The following is a 15,558-nucleotide window of genomic DNA, read 5'->3' on the forward strand; positions in this document are numbered from 1 at the left end:
TTTTTAACAACCATCAACATTTCTGTTGATGGTTTTTTTATTAAATTTGGTTAGTTATACTAAAAATGAATTATTAACGTTAAAACTTTAAATATTATTAAATTATGGCTAGAGCAATGTTTGAATATACGAAAACGGTTTTAAAAAAAGTTAGCTTTAATTCAGATCTTTTTTGCAAAGAATTACAAAAAAGTTTAGACAGACTATTGCCGTACGAAATTAACGAACTTGTAATTTGGTTAAGAGGTTTTACAGCAAATAAACCAGAACTTTTAATATGTATGAATTTACTTAAGAAATAAAAAAAGAGGCTTTAAAGCCTCTTTTTAATTTATATAAAGTTTTTATTATTCTTTTTTACTTCTTCCTTTACCATATTTTCTCATTAACTTTCTAGCAAATTCTCTTTCAGAAATATGAAGTTTCATTATTTTTCTATAAGATAAAAACTTAGAAACTTTAGTGTTAAAATCTTCTTTTTCTGAAGCCATTTCGTTTTCTAACTCTAGTCTTAATAAAACTAGTTTTTTTGCATCAGATTCTTCTAATTTGCTTAAATCGCCTGCTTCTTTAATTTTTTTCTTGTATTCTATACGTCCTTTATTTCTAAGAAAATCTATCTTTTCTTCGTGTTTGTTGTATAAAGGCCAAAATTTTTCTGCCTCGCTAGAAGTAAGCTGTAATTCTTCTGTTAAATAAGCTGTTTTTAAAGCTTTAATTTTTTTCTACTTTCTTTAGTATGTTGTGCGATACTGCTAAAAGAAGTAAGTATTATTGTTAAAAGTAAGATGTATTTTTTCATTATTAATAGTTTTCGTTTAATAAAGATGTGTTTTCAGAATCTATAATGTAATCTTCTATATCTGTATTGTTTAGGCTTGCAAAAGCAAAGTCATTTTCGTTATTTACTTCATTATTAATTAAGGCTGCAAAATCTTCATCAGAAATATCACTAGCATTTTCAATTACCCAGTTTTCTATATCTGTTTCAGCTAAAGTGTCAAAATTTATTTCATCAGTTTTAAAATTATTATAAAAATTGATGCTTAAAAATAAAACAACAGAAGCGGCTGCTGCAATTGGTATAAACCTAATTATTTTATCTTTTAAAGAGATTACTTTACCTTTTTTAGAAACAATTACTTTGTTTATTATTGAATCTTCTAATGTGTCGAAGTAATTATCTGGTATAGAAAAACCATTTTCTTTTGGAAATTTTTCTTCTTTAAGAAAGGCAGAGAATTTATCTTCTGCATTCTCAAAATAATTTTTGGGAGCAGATAAACCAGTATTTTTTTAATTACCGATTTTAAAAAGTCTTCGCTATGTTTAATTTTGTTTTCCATAATTACTATTTAGACACAATTATTTACAAAAGGTTTAATCTGTTTGATTTTTTATATAGCTTTCTATTTTTTTAACTGCATGAAAATAAGAAGATTTAAGAGCTCCTACAGAAGTTTCTAAAATTTCTGACATTTCGTTATACTTAATTTCATCAAAATATTTCATGTTAAATACAAGTTGCTGCTTTTGTGGTAGGGTAGCAATTGCTTTTTGAAGTATAATCTGAATTTCATCACCGAGAAAAATACACATCACTTTCTAAACTAGATGCTAATTGTTCGTGCATTTCAGAAATATCTACATTTCTGTCTTTTGCACGTTTATTAATAAATGTAATAGATTCGTTTGTTGCAATTCTGTACATCCAAGAAAACAACTTGCTTTCTTGGTTAAACTTATCGATGTTTTTGTAAACCTTTATAAATGTGTTTTGTAAAACGTCGTCTGCATCATCATGAGAAACTACAATTTTACGTATATGCCAATACAAGCGCTCTTTGTAGAGTTTTATTAACTCTCTAAAGGCAGCTTCTCTAGTGGCAACATTTTTAAGTTGTTCTATTAAAACAATTTCGTCTTTCAATTGGGTTGTTTTTTAGTAAGACAAAATTTTATACAAAAGGTTTAATCTAGATTATTTATCTATTCTAGATCTAGAGTAACCAAACAATCTTTTTTGCTTAATTATTTCGGAATTCCTTCGGTAACATTTCTTCCCAACCTTTTTTACCGTCTAAAATCATTTTTAAAACTGTACGAGAAAAAATATCTAAAATTTCTTTATCAAAGTCATCAATATCTACAACTTTACCATTGTGCTTAAAGAATTTAAATAATTCTTTCATTCTAGGGTGCACTTTTAAGTTCTCGCTGGTAATGTATTCTCCTGATGCTTGATCGTGATAAGGATACATGTAAACTTTTAAATCTCTGTAGAAAAGTTTACCAAATGCTTCTAAAATTCCACCACTTAAATTTCTGTAGTACTTTTCATCAAAAATTTGAATTAAGTTTTGAACACCCATAGTTAACCCCATTCTTTCTTTGGTAAATTCACTAAAGTATTCTACCAATTTAAAGTATTGCTGAAAACTAGTAATCATTACATTTTGTCCGAGTGAACAAAGTAGTTCTGCTCTGTCTAAAAAGTCTCTTTCGTTAATTTTACCTTCTGCACTTAAATTACTTAAGGTAATTTCGAAAATAACTTGTGTTTTACTTTCTTCAACTTTATTTTCTTCGAAGAAAAGTTTTTTCGACTTCTCAAACATATCCATATTTACCTTAGTAACTGGTCTAAAGCTACCTCTTAAGGCCAAAATATTCTTTTTGTATAATACTTGTGCTGGTAATAAGTTGTTTCCGTCTGGGCCAAACATTACCGCATTTGTCATTCCGTTTTTAAGTAATTGTAAACTCATTAAACGGTTATCAACATACATAAAACGAGGTCCGGAGAAATTAATCATATCAATTTCTAATTGATCGTTACTTAAATTATGGTAAAAAGATTTTACCAATTCTTTCGGATTATCATTTAAGTAAAAAGCACCATAAATTAAGTTTACACCTAAAATACCTAAAGTTTCTTGCTGTAAACGAGCATCTGTTTCTTTAAAACGTAAGTGTAAAATAATTTCGTTGTACCCTTCTAAAGGATCTAATTGAAAACGGATTCCGACCCAACCATGACCTTTAAATTTCTTTGCAAAATCTATAGTTGTTACGGTATTTGCATAACTAAAAAATAATTTATCAGGATGTTTAGATCTACTTAATCGATCTTCCATTAAATCGATTTCATGACGTAACATTTTCTTTAAACGAGGTTGAGTAACATAACGTTTATCTTCTTCGATACCATAAATAGCATCAGAAAAATCTTTATCATATGCACTCATTGCCTTTGCAATTGTACCGAAGCAGCACCAGATCTAAAAAATTACGCGCTGTTTCTTGTCCGGCTCCAATTTCGGCAAAAGTACCGTAAATATCAGAGTTTAAGTTAATTCTAAGCGCTTTGCTTTTAGTTGTTGGTACACTACTTATTTCTTGATCTCCTTTTAAAGAAATTGCCATAAATTCGTTTTTAATTATCGCAACAAATGTACTAAATAAGTGTGTAATCAGTAAATTTTTATCTTATTTTTGTTTCAATGAAAACTGATAAAAAACTGTTAAATATTACTTTTTTAGGTACAGGTACATCACAAGGTATACCAATGATAGCAAGTAACGATCCTGTTTGTTTGTCTAAAGATTTTAAAGATAAGCGCTTACGATCTTCTGTGTTAATTTCTTCGGATGATGCGTCTTATGTTATCGATTGTGGTCCAGATTTTAGACAACAAATGCTTAGAGAGAATGTGCAATTGGTAGAAGGCGTTTTATTTACCCACGAACATGCAGATCATACAGCAGGTTTAGATGATTTAAGACCTTATTGTTATAAAATAGGAGAGATGCCTATTTATTTAAATGAGAGAACGTTAGAGAGTTTAGAACAACGTTTTCAATATATATTTTCTAAAGAAAACAGATATCCTGGTGCACCAAGTGTGAAACCAACTATTGTTGATAATCAAAGTTTTAAATTAGGTAATTTAAATGTAACGCCAATACAGGTTTTGCATGGTAATTTGCCTATTTTAGGTTACAAAATAGAAAATATTGCTTATTTAACAGATGTAAAAACTATTGAAACATCAGAAATTGATAAGCTAAAAAACTTAGATGTTTTAATAGTAAATGCTTTACGATTAGAGGCGCATCCTACACATTTTAACTTAGAAGAAGCCTTAGATTTTGTGGCAAAAATTAAGCCTAAAAAAACTTATTTTACGCATATTAGTCACAAATTAGGTTTTCATAAAGAAGTCTCTAAAAACTTACCGCCAAATGTTTATTTGGCTTATGATGGTTTAAAAATAACAAGTTAGATTTTAAATAATTATATTTTAACGTATATTTGTTATTATAGGTAATAAAAGCAAAAAAATTGCTTTATTTAATAAGCCAAATAAATCAACGCAATTAATAATATAGATGGAAAACAAGTCAGAGAATAGCAAAGCAACCAAAGCTAATCAAGTAGAAGATAGTAGAATTGCAGCAGTAAGAGACTTAATTTTTGGTGAAAATATTCAGCAATACAATTCTGAGTTTGAAGATGTTTTTAACAGAATTAAAGCATTACGAGACGAAACTCAAAAAAACTTAGGAGAATCTGTAGCAAATTTAGAAAATAAATTAGCAGATTTAGAAAGTCTAATGGATCATAAATTTCAAGATTTAAACGAAGATTTAGATAAGAAATTGGCAGATTTAGATGATGAAAAAGCAGATAGAAAAAAATTAGGAAAAGCTTTAGAAAAAATTGCATTGATGTTGCAAGAATAGATGAAAAAGGAAACTGTAGATAACAAAAAAGACAATCGTTTTGAGTTGCTCAGAGAACTTTTATTAGAAGAAGATAGAGATAAGTTTTCTGATCTAAGTAATAGAATTTTAGAAAAAGAAAGATTATCTGAGAAGGTTACGCCTTTAGTAGATGAAAAAATTGAAGATCTTCGTAAAAATTTTCCAGCTTATTTTGGAAGCACGATTACAGAAACAATAAAAGTACAAATTAGAGACTCGCAAGATGAGGTTGTAGAAGCTTTATACCCAATAATGGGTAAACTTATTAAGAAAGCAATTGTTAGTGAAATAACAAAGTTGTCTGACAGTATTAATAAAACCATCACAGAAAAATTCTCGATTACTGAAATCTTAAAAAGGTTTTTTAAAGGAAAAAAGAGTGATGCAGAAGATGTACTACAAGAAGTTTTTGAGCCAATAATAGAAGAGGTTTTTATCATAGAAAAAGACTCGGTTTATTATCGGGAAATTTTACAAGAGGTAATATTGCAGATAAAGATATGGTTTCTGGTATGTTAACAGCCATTAAATCATTTGCAGAAGAAGCGTTTTCTAAAGAAGATCAAAATTTAGAAGATATTCGATTCGATAACTTTCAGCTTACCATAAAAAACTTCAAAACGATATACATTGCAATTGCAACTTCAGGAGTAATTAACAATGAATTTAGAGAGAACTTGTCTGATAACGTAAATAATTTAGCAGAAATTATCTTAAGAGATCGCGATTATTTATCAGATGAAGTTAAACTGAATGTCTTAATAGAAAGACATTTAATAGATTAATAATAATGATAGCTAAAAAAGTTTTATTAGTTGGTAATTTTGGCGTTGGTAAAACATCTTTAATTAGAAGATTTGTTTTAAATCAATTCTCAGAAGACTATATAAGCACTATTGGTGTTAGGGTTAGTTCTAAAATTGTATCCTACGAAAATCAAGAAATTAAACTTTTAATTTGGGACGTTGCAGGAACAAGTGAAGATGAAAAAATACCCAAAGCTTATTTTTTAGGAGCAAAAGCAGCCATGTATGTTTTCGATTTAAGCAGAGAAGAAACGTATTTAAAATTAGATGAATACGTTGGTAACGTAAAAGAATTGTCTCGGTTTAAAAGAAATAACCATTGTGGGTAACAAAAAAGATTTACTTACAGAAGATGAGTTGTTAGCAGTTAAAAATAAAGTTTCTTTAGATATAGATCTAATTACAAGTGCAAAAGAAAATGAAAACGTAGAGAATGCATTTTTAAAGTTAGCAGCAAATTCATTAAAATAAAATTCACTTGATACCAGCAAAAATAGAAGATGTTTTTATACAAATTACCACCAATATTTCTGGTGTGATTTTAAATATCGATGCTGGTAAATTTGCTATCTCAGAATTTCGTTTAAATCAAAGTATTTTTGATGTCTGTCCTTTTTTAGAAGGAACATTAGAAGCTTTAGAAGAAAATACTTCGTTTCTGTTAGAGGGCATGGTTGTTAACGCAGATAATCAAGAATTTAATGTTGATTTAGAGTTGTTTAATACAAGCAAGGTTGTAACAGTTTTAATTCATAACAGAACAAATGTTTATAAATACGTCGATCAATTAAATCAAAATCGAAACGATATTTTCTTTGTGAAAAGAGAACTGGCAGAAAAAAATATTGAGTTAGATCGATTAAGAAAAATTGCAGATAAAGCAAACGAAGAAAAGTCTCGATTTTTAGCAATGATGAGTCATGAAATCAGAAATCCTTTAAATGTTATTTTAGGATATTCTGAAATGATTTCTAATGAAAGTATAAATGATAATGTTAAAGAATATGCCAATCTTTTATCTTTATCCGGTAAAAACCTTAAAGTAATTGTAAACGATATTTTAGATTTATCTAGAATAGAAGCCGGAAAATTAGATTTGGTAAATTCCGAATTAAATGTTCATGAAGTTGCTAAAAATGCCATTGATAATTATAGATTCCGAATAAAAACAATAAAATTACTTTAGCTTTAGAGGTTGATGAAAATATACCTAAAGTTTTAATTGGTGACGATGTTCGAGTAAATCAAATCTTATCTAATTTATTATCAAACGCTTTAAAATTTACTGAAAAAGGAGTTATATCTTTAAAGTTAAATATAGATTCAGAAGAAGAAAATCAGGTTCTTTTAAACTTTTTAATTGAAGATTCCGGTAGAGGAATGACTGCTGAACAAGCTTCTAAAATTTTTAATGAATATCAGCAAAATAATAAAGATGATAATCGAGTGTACGGTGGCGCTGGTCTTGGTTTGTCTATTGTTAAGAAGTTGCTTTTGGCAATGAACGGAGAAATCTCTGTGAAAAGTAAACTGAATTCTGGTACTTTGTTTAAAGTAAAAATTCCTTTTTCAAAACCGAAGCAAAATCAGCAATCTCAGAATCAGAATCCAGAGAAATTTACAGACATAAATTTAGTAGGCAAAAGAATATTAGTAGCAGATGATGATGTGTTAAATCAATCAATTGTTTCTCATATTTTAAAATCTGAAAATGTAGTTTTAACTTTAGTAAAAGATGGTTTTGAAGCTTTACAATTGTTAAAAAATAACATTTTTGATATCGTTCTTTTAGATATACACATGCCAAATATTACAGGCGAACAGTTAGTTCAAATGTCTAATGAATTTGCAAGTGATAACTCTAAAATTCCTTTTTTAGCATTAACAGCAAACACTACAGAAGAAGATGTTTTACGATATAAAAGTATTGGTTTTAAAGATGTAATTGGTAAGCCTTATACTGCAAAACAGCTTAAAGAGCAAGTTTATAAAGCTTTAAATTAAATTTAATACCAGCGTTTTTTCTTCTTTTTAGAAGCTTCAGATTTTCTACCTTTTTTATTTTTACTTATGGTGTTAGGTTGTTTTTTTGTGTGTTTTGGTTTGTTGATTACATACGGATGATCCGTAACCACTTTAATAGGTCTTTCGATTAGGTTTTCTATTAATTTTATATACCCATTTTCGTCAGGCGAACAAAATGAAAATGCTATTCCGGATTTACCCGCTCTACCTGTTCTACCTATTCGATGTACATAAGTTTCTGGTACATTTGGCATATCAAAATTAATAATACAGTCAACATTTGTAATATCAATACCTCTAGAAGCAACATCTGTGGCAATTAAAATGTTTGCTTTTTTATTTTTAAAATCTTCAATAGCTTTATTTCTTGTTGCCTGCGTTTTATCTCCATGAATACTAGCAACCTTATATTCGTTTTTTAAAAGTGAATTTTCTAATTTATCAACTCCAAATTTTGTACGCCTAAAAATAATAATTCTTCCATTAATTGTGTTTCTCAACAAGTTTAAACAGAGATCTGTTTTGTTTTTCTTTGGAAGATAATATAATAATTGTCCAATGTTTTTTGCAGTAGTTTCTTCCGGATGTATTTCTACTTTAACTGCATTTTTTAAGGTAGCATTAGCTAATTCAACTATTTTTTCTGGCATAGTTGCAGAAAATAATAGTGTTTGTTTTTTTCTAGGGCTAAGGCTTTCGATTTTTTTAATATCGTTTATAAAACCCATGTCTAGCATTAAATCTGCTTCGTCTAAAACAAAAATTTCTACATTACTTAAATCTATATTTCCTTGCATTTGCAAGTCTATTAATCTACCAGGAGTTGCAATTAATATATCTACACCGAAGCTAGTTTTTCTTTTTGAGGTTCTAAAGAAACGCCACCATATACAGCCGTTACAGTGCTATTTGTGTATTTGCCAAAACTTTCAAAATTTTCTAAAATTTGAATCGCTAACTCTCTTGTTGGAGTTAGAATAACAGATTTAATTTTCTTTTTTTCAGTTTCTAAATTCTCTGTGTCTTTTGTTATAAGTTCTAAAATAGGTAGTGCAAAAGCAGCTGTTTTACCTGTACCTGTATTTGCAGAAACGATTACATTTTTTTTATCTAAAATTAACGGAATTGCTTTTTCTTGAACCAAGGTTGCAGTGTGAAATCTTTCTTCCGAAACAGCTTTTAAAATTGAATTATTTAATGAAAACTTAGAAAATTGCATGTAATATTTTTTTGCAAAGGTAGTTTAAAAGAAAATATATTTTTATGATTTTATTTTAATACTATATTTAAATATTTTAAATATGCATTTCTAATTCTTGTATTAATTTAGAATGAGCAGAAAAAATAAAAAACCTTGGCCTACAAAAGCAGCTATGACTCAAGTTTATGATAAATATCTTTGGGGAAAAGGAGATGGCTTATTTTATTCTGGTGAAGGTTCTCATTTAGAATATATTGTAAAACCATATGTTCAAAATGTTCGTTTTTTTCTTAAATCATTTAAATCGCCTATTTCTGTGTGCGATTTAGGTTGTGGAGATTTTAATATTGGTAAACATTTTGTAGAATTTACTACAGACTATATTGCTGTAGATATAGTAGAAGATTTAATCAATTATAATAAAGAAAAATTTAGTTTAAAAAACTTAAGTTTTCTTACTTTGGATATTGCTAAAGATGATTTACCTAATGCAGATTGTGCAATTATTAGGCAAGTATTACAGCATTTGTCTAATAAAGAAGTAGAAGATATTGTTCAAAAATTAAATAGTTATAAATATCTAATTTTAACAGAGCATTTACCCATAGGTGATTTTGAACCCAATAAAGATATTATTTCTGGTCAAGGAATTCGATTAAAAAAAGAGCGGAATTAATTTGTTAACACCGCCTTTTAATTTGAAGATGCAATCAGAAAAAGAATTAGTGTCTGTTACTCTTACAGATAATAAAGGAGTTTTAGTTACAACGTTATATCAACTTTTTTAAACATCATTATTTATTTCGATCCAATAACCATCAGGATCTTGAAAATAAATTTGTTTAATGCCATCTTTTCTTAAATAATCTTTTGTAGGTGTATCTTTCCAATCAGAATATTCAATATTTAAATCGTTTAAATGTGAAATAAATGCATCAAATTGTGCTGTAGACAAAGCAAAATGAACTGCTTTATTAGTTTTTACTTCTAAATTTGGTCTAGGAATTAAATGTAATTGCCTGTCTTCATTTAGAGAAAGCCATCTTGTTTTAGAGTTTGAAGCAGTGTTTTCAATTTCTTTTAAACCTAATACTTTTTGATAAAAATCTATAGATTTTGTAACATCTTTTATAGAAATAGCAATGTGATTAAAGGTGAAATTATGCATAAAATTTTTGTTTTAAAAATAAGATTATAAGCGTTCTTCAATCCACTTTTTAAAACTAAAAAAGTTTTGAGGCGCAACGCCATGACCAATATTGTATTCTGAATAATCATTTTTAAAACCTAAATTATCTAAAAAAGGTTTCGATTTTCTAGCCCATTCTACGGGTAAAACTTGGTCAACAGAACCGTGCGAGCAATAATAATCCGTTTTAATTTCAGATGAAATATTTTCAGGTAATAATTCAGTATTTATATACCCGCTTAAAGCAATAACATGTTGAACTTTATTAGGGAAAAAGAAACTTAAAGAGTAGCTTAATATAGCACCTTGGCTAAAACCTAATAGAAATGTTTTATCTGTATTAGTATTGTATTTTAATTTAATCTCATCGATAAAAACGGCAATCTTATCAATAGATTCTTTGGCTTCTTTTAAATCAGAAAATTTACCATTTTTATCATCAAAATTAATAGAATACCAAGCGTAACCACCAAATCCCATAGACAAAGGTGCTTGTGCGCTTACAATTAATAAATTATCTGGTAATTCATTGGCAAAAGAAAATAAATCTTGCTCGTTACTGCCATAACCATGAAGTAAAATTAAAAGAGAAGGGTTTTCTATGTTAGTTTTTGGTTCTCTAACAACGTAATGTAAATTACTCATTTGGTAAATTTTTTAAATATTTTGAAACCATTCTTGAAACTTCTCGCCTATAAAAGGAACAAGTTTTTCTTCTCCTTTAATAGCGCCAATTAAAGAAATTATCCAAAAAACAAAAAGGATAAAGCCAAGTATTGCGCCAGCAGTAGCTCCAATAAATTCATAAACAACCCATCCATTAAAAGCTTGAATTAAGTTTAAACCTAAACTTTGTCTAATGTAAAAACTTGTAAAAAAGTTTTTGTTGTTATTATTTACAAAGAAAGCAATTAACAATCCTATAATCCATAAATGGCTAATAATTGCCATTGTTTTTCCTTCTTTTACAGTATGATTTTCCATTATTTATTTAAAATTAGTTGGTTGTTAGAAAAGATTCCGTAAACTTTTCCTGTTAGATTTTTATTTAAAAAAGCACTGTTTTTTGATGTTGATAAAATTGCGTCTTTAGTAAATACGTTTTTCTCTTCCGGATTAAAAAATGAGATATCCGCCATTTCTCCTACGGCAATAGAAGTTGGTTTAATTCCGAAAACTTCTCTTGGTTTTGAAGTGATGTTTTCAATAAAATCTGATAAGTTTAAAACAGAATTTAAAGCGCCAAATAAACTTTCTAAACCAATTGTGCCATCCTTAGCTTCGCTAAATTCTACTTTTTTATGTTCAATATCAATCGGGTTGTGATCTGAGGTAATAATATCAATAACTCCAGATTTTACACCTTTTTGCAAAGCTTTACAATCTTGATTAGTTCTTAACGGTGGATTTGTTTTAAAATTACTATCAAAACCATGTAATTCGTCATCAGAAAGTATTAAATGATGTGCAGAAACACTACATGTAACCTGTAAACCTTTCTTTTTAGCTTCTTTTATCAATTGTAAAGATTTCTCTGTTGAAATTGTAGGGATATGAAGTTTACCGCCAGTATATTCTAATAAAAATAAATCTCTAGCAATTTGTAATTCTTCTGCTAATGCTGGTATTCCTTTCAATCCTAACTTAGTACTGTTTATGCCTTCATTTGCAATACCTTCTCCAGCGATAGCTAAATTTTTAGGAAAACTTAATATTAAACCACCAAAATTTTGAGCATATAATAACGATACTTTCATCAAGTTATCATTAGCAATTGGTTTTTTATAATCACCAAAGGCAATAGCACCAGATTGTTGCATATCGAATAATTCAGCCATTTCAATTCCTTTACTCTTTGCGGTTAAAGCTGCAATAGGATATAAATTGGTCGCAGAACCGTTTGCTTTATTTATTAAAAACTCTACTGAAGATTTGGTATCTATAACCGGATTTGAGTTGGCGTTTACCGCAACTGCAGTAAAGCCGCTTTTCGCAGCAACTTTTAAGCCGTTTTCTATGGTTTCTCTTTCTTCGAATCCCGGTTCTCCAAAAGAAACACTTGTATCAAACCATCCGCAAGAAATATGCAAATTATCTTTATTTACTAGGGTGTAATCTTCTTTAGGGTCAATAGTGTCTTCTATTTTTTTGATAACTCCGTTTTCGATTAAAACATCTTTTTTTGGTTATGAAAAGAACTCGAAGCGTCTATAATTGTTGCCGATTTTATAAGCGTAATCATGGTTTATAGAATTTTAGAATAAAAATTTCTAATAACAAAGATACAATTGCCAAGGCTAAAAACCATTTCCAAAGCCACTGAACTTCGTTATTTTTATTAATTTCTGTAAAAACATCTTTTATAGAGTTATAAGTAATGATGTTTTTTTGTTCTTTTAAATCATTAAGATTTAAAAATTGTAAAGAGCTTTCTTCTTTAGGATTGTTAAAAGCAAGTTCTTTAAGTATAGAATCTTGTTTTTTTATTTGATAAAAACCAGCTTCTTGTGGTTCCTCTGTTGTGTTGATGACAACTTTATTTTGATAAGCTCGTTGTAAAGGAATAAAAGAGGATTTTTTGCTTGTAATTGATAGAATCTCATCTTTACTTGCTTTTACTTTTACTTCAATTTTGTTTTCTTCATTTAAATTGTAAGCTAATTTTGGATATGAAAAACTAGCTTTTGCAATGTTGTAAAATACAGGAACAACCAACGGTGAATTTATAAAGTTACTGCTGTTTTTATCGAGCGAACTTGATACAAAATAGATGTTTTTATTTATAAATTTTGAAATAAATGGTGTGTTATTTTCGAATGAAATTATCGAAGAAATATTTCCAGTAATAGGGTAGTGGTTGTTTACTGAAGGATATTGAAAATTTGAAATATTTTTTGAAAAAACATTTTCAAATATTGGATGTTTAAAATTAATTGAAGTTATTTTTAAGGTGTCTTTTTTGATGTTTTTAATCGAGCCAATTTTTAAATTTTTAAGAAATAAATTATAAGAAGAAATGTTTGTTTTTTGGTTCGGAATAATTACTAAATTCCCTCCGTTTTTTAGAAAATCTTCTAAACTGTTTTTAAGAATTTCCGGTATTTCTTTTAACTCGTTTAAAATAATTAATTGCTGATTTTTTAACGCGTTATAATTTACATTTTGTAATGATTTTTCTGAGAAATTAAATTCATTTTCAGTGTAAATTTTTTGTAAAAAATTAGCGCTGTTTCCTATCGAAAGAATATTGATTTTTTCGTTATTGTTTAATGTGAAATAATAAGTGTTGTCAAAACCAAAAGTATCGCTATAAGTAAGGGTTGTTTTTCCGGAAAAATCTAAAGATTTTTTTACTGTGAAAGTAATCGTTTTCTTTGAGTTTTCTTTAATAGGGAAGGTTTGCTTACTAACTAAAATGTCTTTGTTAAAAAGTGCAATTGGTACATTGTTTTGTTTGGTGCCAATGTTATTAATAACAACATTTACTGTAAAGTTGTTGTTATTTTTATTGCTGATAAAAACACTGTCTATAGAAATATTGTTTTTTTGCTAGATTGTAGCTGAATTAGCGATAATTCTTGTGTTACATTTGTGAACTTATTTATGTAAGTATTCTGAAAATCAGAAATTAATATGTTTTTATTTAAAGTGTTTGTTTTATTTTTATTGTTTAGGTTTAATTTTAATAAAATACTCTCTAAATCTAAATTTTTTGTGGTTTTTTCTACTTTTAAAAGTACATTTTTTAACTCGTTATTGCTAATGTTTTCGTAAAAATTAGAATTTGTTAATAAACTGTAAGAGCTTTTTAAGCTAGAGTTTTTAATAATTTCTTGTGCTGCAACTTTTAATAAATCTCCTTTCTCTCCTTTAGTATTTGTACTTAAAGAATTGTCTAAGTAAATAAAATTATGCTGTTTTTTATCAATATTTTTGTTGCTAAAATATGGTTGTGAAAAAGCAAAAACTATCGCGGTAAATAAAAGCATTCTTGTGGCTAATATTAGCCATTTTTTTATGCGAGAACTCTTACGTGTTTGTTGCTGAATTTTTTGAAGAAAAGCAACGTTGGAAAATGGTGTTTTAACGAATTTTTGTAACTGAAAAAGATGTACAATTATTGGTATAATTAGTAGTGCTAAAAAATATAAAATTTACGGATTTTTAAATTGCATCTATACAGTAAATATTCATTTTTAAAAATATAAATTTATTACAAAAATTACGATTAAAAAACTCTTGTTAATTACTAATTAAAACTTTTCGAAAACGCCTAAACCAAACAACGCAAAATCATATTTTACAGGATCTAATTTATCTAACTTTCTTAAATTTTTATCTAATTCTGCAACCGCTTTCCAATCGTTTTGTTTTCTTAAAAGTAGCTTTAACTTTCTTGCAACATTGCCGAATGTACATCTAAAGGGCAAGATAAATTAGCAGGATTATGAGTTGCCCAAAGTCCGAAATCTACACCTGTTTTATCGTTTCTAACCATCCATCTTAAAAACATATTAATACGTTTTGCTGCAGAATTTTTTAAGGGATCAGAAATATGTTTTAAGGTTCTATTATGATGTTCGATTTCAAAAAAACTTTTTTAAATTGATGAATAGAATTTTGATATGTATTCGAATTGTCATCAATATTTAAAATGTTTTCTAAACCACCGTGATTAATATAAATGTTTTGTAAAGATTTTACAAATTGTGTTAAATCGATATGATTAAATGTTCTGTGAACAAAATTTTCTAATACTTTTAAATCTTTACTTGTGTGATTTAAAATAAAGTCGTGTGGCGCATTATCTAACATTTCCATCATTTTATTCGCATTTCGAATAATCATGGTTCTATTTCCCCAAGAAATAATTGCGGTTAAAAAACCTGCAATTTCAATATCTTCTTTTTTGCTAAATAAGTGAGGTATTTGTATTGGGTCTGTCTCAATAAAATTAGGATTGTTGTATAGAACAACCTTTTCGTCTAAAAATTCTTTTAACTCTTTTTTATTCATGTTATTCGAACCCAAATCCTATAATCATTAGAATACTGTTATAGCAACCGTGTAATAACATAGACCAAATTAAGCCAAATTTAACTCGGATAAATCCAAAATATGCTCCCAATATAATTTGTGGTAAAACTAGTAAAGGAGCCGCAATTAATACATTGGGTGTAATATCAAAATTAGTTAAATGTACCAAACCGAATAAAACGGCAAAAACATAAAAACCTATTTTAAAAGAAGCAGGTTTTTTAAAAGATGTTATGGGTGCTCTAAATATTAATTCTTCTATTACAGGTGCTATAATTCCGCCAGTTAATAAAATTTGAAATAAGCTTAAGTTTTTAAACATTTCATCAATCTTATGATTGTCCATGTTTACAAATCCTATTTCATCTAAAATTACAAAAATTGGCGATATTATTAAACCTGTAGCAATACTAATAACTAATAAATGTAAGAATATCTTAAATCGATATTTTGTATCGGTATTTAGATCTTTCTCTAAAACTGGGTTTTTAATGTAGTCGATTAAGTTTAAAAAAGTTTCTTTCATATTATGG

Annotated in this window: 18 protein-coding genes and 6 pseudogenes; 11 read left to right on the top strand and 13 right to left on the bottom strand. The window is 27.8% G+C overall.

Annotated elements, in window-relative coordinates; translation table 11 throughout:
- Window positions 1-104 precede the first annotated feature (104 nt).
- The gene (locus tag ACZ1HD_RS06250; protein ID WP_077808976.1) at window positions 105-302 is read left to right on the top strand and encodes a hypothetical protein; all 198 of its coding nucleotides are present in this window, start codon (window positions 105-107) and stop codon (window positions 300-302) included.
- A 45-nt stretch (window positions 303-347) separates the two neighbouring features.
- Here ACZ1HD_RS06250 and ACZ1HD_RS06255 read toward each other — a convergent pair whose 3' ends face one another.
- Window positions 348-491 (bottom strand): hypothetical protein, encoded by a 144-nt coding sequence (locus ACZ1HD_RS06255; RefSeq protein ID WP_472688933.1) that lies wholly within the window; start codon window positions 489-491, stop codon window positions 348-350.
- Between the two features lie 551 nt (window positions 492-1,042).
- On the opposite strand from ACZ1HD_RS06255, the gene ACZ1HD_RS06260 reads away from it, so the two are divergent.
- Window positions 1,043-1,180 carry a hypothetical protein gene (locus ACZ1HD_RS06260; RefSeq protein ID WP_472688934.1) on the top strand — a complete coding sequence of 46 codons (138 nt, stop codon included), beginning with the start codon at window positions 1,043-1,045 and terminating at the stop codon, window positions 1,178-1,180.
- 200 nt (window positions 1,181-1,380) lie between these two features.
- Here the strand turns inward: ACZ1HD_RS06260 and ACZ1HD_RS06265 are convergent.
- Window positions 1,381-1,930 (bottom strand): annotated as a pseudogene (locus ACZ1HD_RS06265) (RNA polymerase sigma factor).
- Between the two features lie 51 nt (window positions 1,931-1,981).
- A pseudogene (locus tag ACZ1HD_RS06270) lies at window positions 1,982-3,426 on the bottom strand (TonB-dependent receptor).
- Window positions 3,427-3,503: 77 nt separating this feature from the next.
- On the opposite strand from ACZ1HD_RS06270, the gene ACZ1HD_RS06275 reads away from it, so the two are divergent.
- The 8 genes from ACZ1HD_RS06275 (at window position 3,504) to ACZ1HD_RS06310 (ending at window position 7,577) form a co-directional block, all read left to right on the top strand.
- Window positions 3,504-4,286 (top strand): MBL fold metallo-hydrolase, encoded by a 783-nt coding sequence (locus ACZ1HD_RS06275; protein ID WP_472688935.1) that lies wholly within the window; start codon window positions 3,504-3,506, stop codon window positions 4,284-4,286.
- Window positions 4,287-4,392: 106 nt separating this feature from the next.
- On the top strand, window positions 4,393-4,746 hold the full coding sequence (locus ACZ1HD_RS06280; protein ID WP_077808982.1) for a hypothetical protein: 354 nt from the start codon (window positions 4,393-4,395) through the stop codon (window positions 4,744-4,746).
- Window positions 4,747-5,286 carry a hypothetical protein gene (locus ACZ1HD_RS06285; protein WP_472688936.1) on the top strand — a complete coding sequence of 180 codons (540 nt, stop codon included), beginning with the start codon at window positions 4,747-4,749 and terminating at the stop codon, window positions 5,284-5,286. It begins immediately after the preceding gene.
- Window positions 5,280-5,552, top strand: a complete 273-nt coding sequence (locus ACZ1HD_RS06290) for a hypothetical protein (protein WP_472688937.1) — start codon at window positions 5,280-5,282, stop codon at window positions 5,550-5,552. Before ACZ1HD_RS06285 ends, ACZ1HD_RS06290 begins: the two co-directional genes overlap by 7 nt.
- A gap of 5 nt (window positions 5,553-5,557) precedes the next feature.
- Window positions 5,558-5,902, top strand: coding sequence for a Rab family GTPase (locus tag ACZ1HD_RS06295; protein WP_472688938.1), 345 nt, complete (start codon window positions 5,558-5,560; stop codon window positions 5,900-5,902).
- Window positions 5,895-6,044 carry a hypothetical protein gene (locus tag ACZ1HD_RS06300; RefSeq protein WP_472688939.1) on the top strand — a complete coding sequence of 50 codons (150 nt, stop codon included), beginning with the start codon at window positions 5,895-5,897 and terminating at the stop codon, window positions 6,042-6,044. Before ACZ1HD_RS06295 ends, ACZ1HD_RS06300 begins: the two co-directional genes overlap by 8 nt.
- A gap of 7 nt (window positions 6,045-6,051) precedes the next feature.
- The gene (locus ACZ1HD_RS06305; RefSeq protein ID WP_472688940.1) at window positions 6,052-6,759 is read left to right on the top strand and encodes a sensor histidine kinase; all 708 of its coding nucleotides are present in this window, start codon (window positions 6,052-6,054) and stop codon (window positions 6,757-6,759) included.
- Between the two features lie 62 nt (window positions 6,760-6,821).
- On the top strand, window positions 6,822-7,577 hold the full coding sequence (locus ACZ1HD_RS06310; RefSeq protein ID WP_472689294.1) for an ATP-binding protein: 756 nt from the start codon (window positions 6,822-6,824) through the stop codon (window positions 7,575-7,577).
- 2 nt (window positions 7,578-7,579) lie between these two features.
- Here the strand turns inward: ACZ1HD_RS06310 and ACZ1HD_RS06315 are convergent.
- Window positions 7,580-8,817 (bottom strand): annotated as a pseudogene (locus ACZ1HD_RS06315) (DEAD/DEAH box helicase).
- A gap of 112 nt (window positions 8,818-8,929) precedes the next feature.
- On the opposite strand from ACZ1HD_RS06315, the pseudogene ACZ1HD_RS06320 reads away from it, so the two are divergent.
- Window positions 8,930-9,587: pseudogene (locus ACZ1HD_RS06320) on the top strand (methyltransferase domain-containing protein).
- Here ACZ1HD_RS06320 and ACZ1HD_RS06325 read toward each other — a convergent pair.
- The 9 genes and pseudogenes from ACZ1HD_RS06325 to ACZ1HD_RS06365 all read right to left on the bottom strand — a co-directional run bounded on the left by ACZ1HD_RS06325 (window position 9,584) and on the right by ACZ1HD_RS06365 (window position 15,551).
- Window positions 9,584-9,967 carry a VOC family protein gene (locus ACZ1HD_RS06325; RefSeq protein WP_340934203.1) on the bottom strand — a complete coding sequence of 128 codons (384 nt, stop codon included), beginning with the start codon at window positions 9,965-9,967 and terminating at the stop codon, window positions 9,584-9,586. The pseudogene ACZ1HD_RS06320 and the gene ACZ1HD_RS06325 overlap by 4 nt on opposite strands.
- 24 nt (window positions 9,968-9,991) lie before the next feature.
- The gene (locus ACZ1HD_RS06330) at window positions 9,992-10,633 is read right to left on the bottom strand and encodes an alpha/beta hydrolase (RefSeq protein WP_340934202.1); all 642 of its coding nucleotides are present in this window, start codon (window positions 10,631-10,633) and stop codon (window positions 9,992-9,994) included.
- A 12-nt stretch (window positions 10,634-10,645) separates the two neighbouring features.
- Window positions 10,646-10,972 carry a hypothetical protein gene (locus ACZ1HD_RS06335; RefSeq protein WP_077808990.1) on the bottom strand — a complete coding sequence of 109 codons (327 nt, stop codon included), beginning with the start codon at window positions 10,970-10,972 and terminating at the stop codon, window positions 10,646-10,648.
- A complete protein-coding gene (locus ACZ1HD_RS06340) occupies window positions 10,972-12,156 on the bottom strand; it encodes a dihydroorotase (protein ID WP_472689295.1) in 1,185 nt (394 codons plus the stop codon). Before ACZ1HD_RS06340 ends, ACZ1HD_RS06335 begins: the two co-directional genes overlap by 1 nt.
- Window positions 12,157-12,226: 70 nt before the next feature.
- A complete protein-coding gene (locus tag ACZ1HD_RS06345; RefSeq protein WP_472688941.1) occupies window positions 12,227-12,703 on the bottom strand; it encodes a hypothetical protein in 477 nt (158 codons plus the stop codon).
- 812 nt (window positions 12,704-13,515) lie between these two features.
- A complete protein-coding gene (locus ACZ1HD_RS06350) occupies window positions 13,516-13,977 on the bottom strand; it encodes a hypothetical protein (protein WP_472688942.1) in 462 nt (153 codons plus the stop codon).
- Between the two features lie 3 nt (window positions 13,978-13,980).
- A pseudogene (locus tag ACZ1HD_RS06355) lies at window positions 13,981-14,142 on the bottom strand (BatA domain-containing protein); the annotation flags it as partial.
- Window positions 14,143-14,241: 99 nt separating this feature from the next.
- Window positions 14,242-15,004: pseudogene (locus tag ACZ1HD_RS06360) on the bottom strand (TIGR02757 family protein).
- A gap of 1 nt (window position 15,005) precedes the next feature.
- A complete protein-coding gene (locus tag ACZ1HD_RS06365; RefSeq protein ID WP_340934198.1) occupies window positions 15,006-15,551 on the bottom strand; it encodes a CPBP family intramembrane glutamic endopeptidase in 546 nt (181 codons plus the stop codon).
- Window positions 15,552-15,558 lie beyond the last annotated feature (7 nt).

Source organism: Polaribacter sp. HA6-7 (genome assembly GCF_055693625.1).

Excerpts from the sequence above, each read along its gene's own strand:
- ACZ1HD_RS06250 (WP_077808976.1), top strand. The coding sequence starts at position 105 with ATGGCTAGAGCAATGTTTGAATATACGAAAACGGTTTTAAAAAAAGTT.
- ACZ1HD_RS06255 (WP_472688933.1), bottom strand. The coding sequence starts at position 491 with ATGGCTTCAGAAAAAGAAGATTTTAACACTAAAGTTTCTAAGTTTTTA.
- ACZ1HD_RS06260 (WP_472688934.1), top strand. The coding sequence starts at position 1,043 with ATGCTTAAAAATAAAACAACAGAAGCGGCTGCTGCAATTGGTATAAAC.
- ACZ1HD_RS06275 (WP_472688935.1), top strand. The coding sequence starts at position 3,504 with ATGAAAACTGATAAAAAACTGTTAAATATTACTTTTTTAGGTACAGGT.
- ACZ1HD_RS06280 (WP_077808982.1), top strand. The coding sequence starts at position 4,393 with ATGGAAAACAAGTCAGAGAATAGCAAAGCAACCAAAGCTAATCAAGTA.
- ACZ1HD_RS06285 (WP_472688936.1), top strand. The coding sequence starts at position 4,747 with ATGAAAAAGGAAACTGTAGATAACAAAAAAGACAATCGTTTTGAGTTG.
- ACZ1HD_RS06290 (WP_472688937.1), top strand. The coding sequence starts at position 5,280 with ATGTTAACAGCCATTAAATCATTTGCAGAAGAAGCGTTTTCTAAAGAA.
- ACZ1HD_RS06295 (WP_472688938.1), top strand. The coding sequence starts at position 5,558 with ATGATAGCTAAAAAAGTTTTATTAGTTGGTAATTTTGGCGTTGGTAAA.
- ACZ1HD_RS06325 (WP_340934203.1), bottom strand. The coding sequence starts at position 9,967 with ATGCATAATTTCACCTTTAATCACATTGCTATTTCTATAAAAGATGTT.
- ACZ1HD_RS06330 (WP_340934202.1), bottom strand. The coding sequence starts at position 10,633 with ATGAGTAATTTACATTACGTTGTTAGAGAACCAAAAACTAACATAGAA.
- ACZ1HD_RS06335 (WP_077808990.1), bottom strand. The coding sequence starts at position 10,972 with ATGGAAAATCATACTGTAAAAGAAGGAAAAACAATGGCAATTATTAGC.
- ACZ1HD_RS06350 (WP_472688942.1), bottom strand. The coding sequence starts at position 13,977 with ATGCTTTTATTTACCGCGATAGTTTTTGCTTTTTCACAACCATATTTT.
- ACZ1HD_RS06365 (WP_340934198.1), bottom strand. The coding sequence starts at position 15,551 with ATGAAAGAAACTTTTTTAAACTTAATCGACTACATTAAAAACCCAGTT.